General features: G+C 68.5%; 2 protein-coding genes. Both read left to right on the top strand.

Annotation, left to right across the window (positions count from 1 at the left end; genetic code table 11):
- The first annotated feature begins 178 nt into the window (after positions 1 to 178).
- Positions 179 to 1,759 carry an IS21 family transposase gene (istA, locus tag ACZI8W_RS26085; RefSeq protein WP_463371439.1) on the top strand — a complete coding sequence of 527 codons (1,581 nt, stop codon included), beginning with the start codon at positions 179 to 181 and terminating at the stop codon, positions 1,757 to 1,759.
- Positions 1,756 to 2,526, top strand: coding sequence for an IS21-like element helper ATPase IstB (gene istB / locus ACZI8W_RS26080; protein ID WP_463371438.1), 771 nt, complete (start codon positions 1,756 to 1,758; stop codon positions 2,524 to 2,526). The genes istA and istB overlap by 4 nt, the downstream gene beginning before the upstream one ends.
- Positions 2,527 to 2,628: the final 102 nt, after the last annotated feature.

Below are 2,628 nucleotides of genomic sequence, written 5' to 3'. Positions count from 1 at the left end.
TGCTAGCGGACATGCCAACCTCCCTGTAGACGGACACGTTCGTCCCCGCTGACGGACAGCTGATCTCCCTATCGATGGACACGGGGACCGGCGGTGTGTCGGTCCCGACACGAACGCCCCTCCGGGGTTTTGCTCGAGGTCTTCGACCACCACCGAGCAACTCCCACCGGAGGGACGCATGAAGAAGTCTGACAGGGACATCATGGAAATTCTCGAGGCCTACGACACCACCGGCAACGCGCATTCGGCAGCGCAACTGGCCGGGGTCGATCCGAAAACCGTCCGCCGCTACGTCGCCGCCCGGGACGCCGGTATGCCGCTGAGCGGCCCGTCGCGGCGGCCCCGCATCATCGACGACCACCTCCCCAAGATCGAGGAATGGGTCGAACGCAGCAAAGGCAAGGTCCGCGCCGACATCGTCCACCAGCGCCTCATCGCTACCGGATTCGACGGTACCGAACGCACCACCCGACGCGCCGTCGCGGATGCGAAAGCAGCCTGGCAGGCCGGGCATCGCCGCACCTACCGGCCCTGGATCACCGAACCCGGGTTGTGGATGCAATTCGACTGGGGAGACGGCCCGAAAGTGCCCGGCCCGGGCGGGATTCTGCGTTCGACACTGTTGTTCTGCGCCTGGCTGTCGTGGTCCCGCTACCGGGTGGTGATCCCGGTGTGGGACCAGACGTTGCCGACGTTGATCGCGTGCCTCGATGCCACGGTGCGCCGCTTCGGTGGGGTGCCGACCTACGCGTTGACCGACAATCCCCGCACCGTGAGCATCGATCACGTCGCCGGAATCCCGGTGAGGCACCCCCAGATCGTCGAGACCGCACGGCATTACGGCATGGCAGTGCACACCTGCGTTCCTTATGATCCGGAATCGAAGGGTGGCAGCGAAGCAACCGTCAAGATCGCCAAAGCGGATCTGGTACCCACCGAGGCGAACCTGCTGCCGGACTACACCTCGTTCGCCGACCTCGAAGCCGCCTGCGAGCGGTTCGCCGCCACCGTCAACGGCCGTCGGCACCGGGAAAGCGCCCGCATCCCCGGTGAGGCGCTGGTCGAGGAACGCGTCCGCCTGCACACCCTGCCGTCGGCCCCGCACACCCTGGCACTGGGCACCACCCGCAGTGTCGGCACCGATCAGACGATCCGGTTCGGGTCGGTGCGGTATTCGACGCCGCCGGGGCTGGTCGGCACCGAAGTATGGGTCCGCGCCGCCGGCACCGACCTGGTGATCGTCGCCGACCTCGATGCCCTGCCCCAGACCCCGAACTGGGCCGAGAACAGGCGGGGTTTGAGTGAGGTCGCCCGGCACCTGCTCTCGACACCGGGGAACCCGAGGATCGACCCGGCGCACTACCCGAACCATCCGCAGGAACCGGGTGGGGCACCGAAAACCCCGGTCCCGAAAGCTCGTTCGGAGGCCGAGGCCCGGTTCCTCGACCTCGGTCCCGGTGCGCACACCTGGTTGATCGCCGCGTCCGCGGCCGGCGCGGTGCGGATCCGGGCGAAGATGGCCGCGGCGGTCGAGTTGGCGGCGTTCGTCGGCGCCGACAGCGTCTCGGCGGCATTGACCGCCGCGGCGGAGTCCGGCCGGTTCGCCGAGACGGACCTGTCGGCGATCGTCGCGCATCACCGCGCCCAGAACACCACCACCGGCGGGGTGGTTGTCGCCGACGAGACTCATTCGGTCCAGCCCGGCACCGGCGCCTGGGCCGGGTTCGGTGCCGCCGCAGCGGCAGGAGTCGACTCGTGAACCCCACTGCGCCGCCGCTGCCCGAGGACCTGGTCGCCGTGCTCAAACGGATGCGCCTGCCCTATCTGCGGGCTGCCGCACCGGAGGTGTTGGCGACGGCGAAGGCGCAGCGGTGGGATCCGACCGAGGTCCTCAAGGTGCTGCTCGACGAGGAGGTCCGGGGCCGGGACGAGGCCACGAAGACACTGCGCCGCAAATCCGCGGGGCTTCCGGCCGGGAAGACGTTCTCCTCGTGGCGCGAGGCGGATTCGTCGATCCCGGCTCCGACCCAGCAGGCGCTCGCCACATTGGAGTGGGTGGGACGCGCCGAGAACCTCGCGGTCAGCGGGCCGTCCGGGACCGGCAAGACACACTTCGTCGAAGCACTCGCCCATGCGGTGATCGACGCGGGGATGCGGGTGTCGTGGTTCACCCTCGAATCGTTGACCGCGGCGATCGGGCGGGCCGCGGTGGATGGGTCGGTCACCAAGACCATCACCAGGATCACCCGCGCCGAGTTGATCGTCGTCGACGACATCGGCATGTTGCCGTCGGGGCAGGCTGCGGCGGAGGCGTTCTATCGTCTTGTCGATGCCGCCTACGAACGACGCAGTGTGGTGGTCACCAGCAACCTCCACCCGTCCGGGTTCGACACGATCATGCCGAAGACCCTCGCCACTGCCGCGGTGGATCGGTTGCTGCACCACGCGCATGTGGTGATCACCGAGGGCACCTCGCTGCGACTGCAGGATGCCACCGCCGGACGCGGGGTGATGCCGTTGGCCTGACCCGGTGCGGGAGATCAGCTGACCGCCCACAGGGAGATCAGCTGTCCGCACACAGGGACACGACCTGTCCGCCTACGGGGATGCCCTGATGTCCCTTGACAC

The sequence above is a fragment of the Rhodococcus ruitaii genome (assembly GCF_055230935.1).
This window is presented reverse-complemented; position numbering and strand designations above follow the sequence as displayed.

Bases quoted from the DNA above. Each gene is read 5' to 3' on its own strand.
- istA (WP_463371439.1), top strand. From the start codon at position 179: ATGAAGAAGTCTGACAGGGACATCATGGAAATTCTCGAGGCCTACGAC.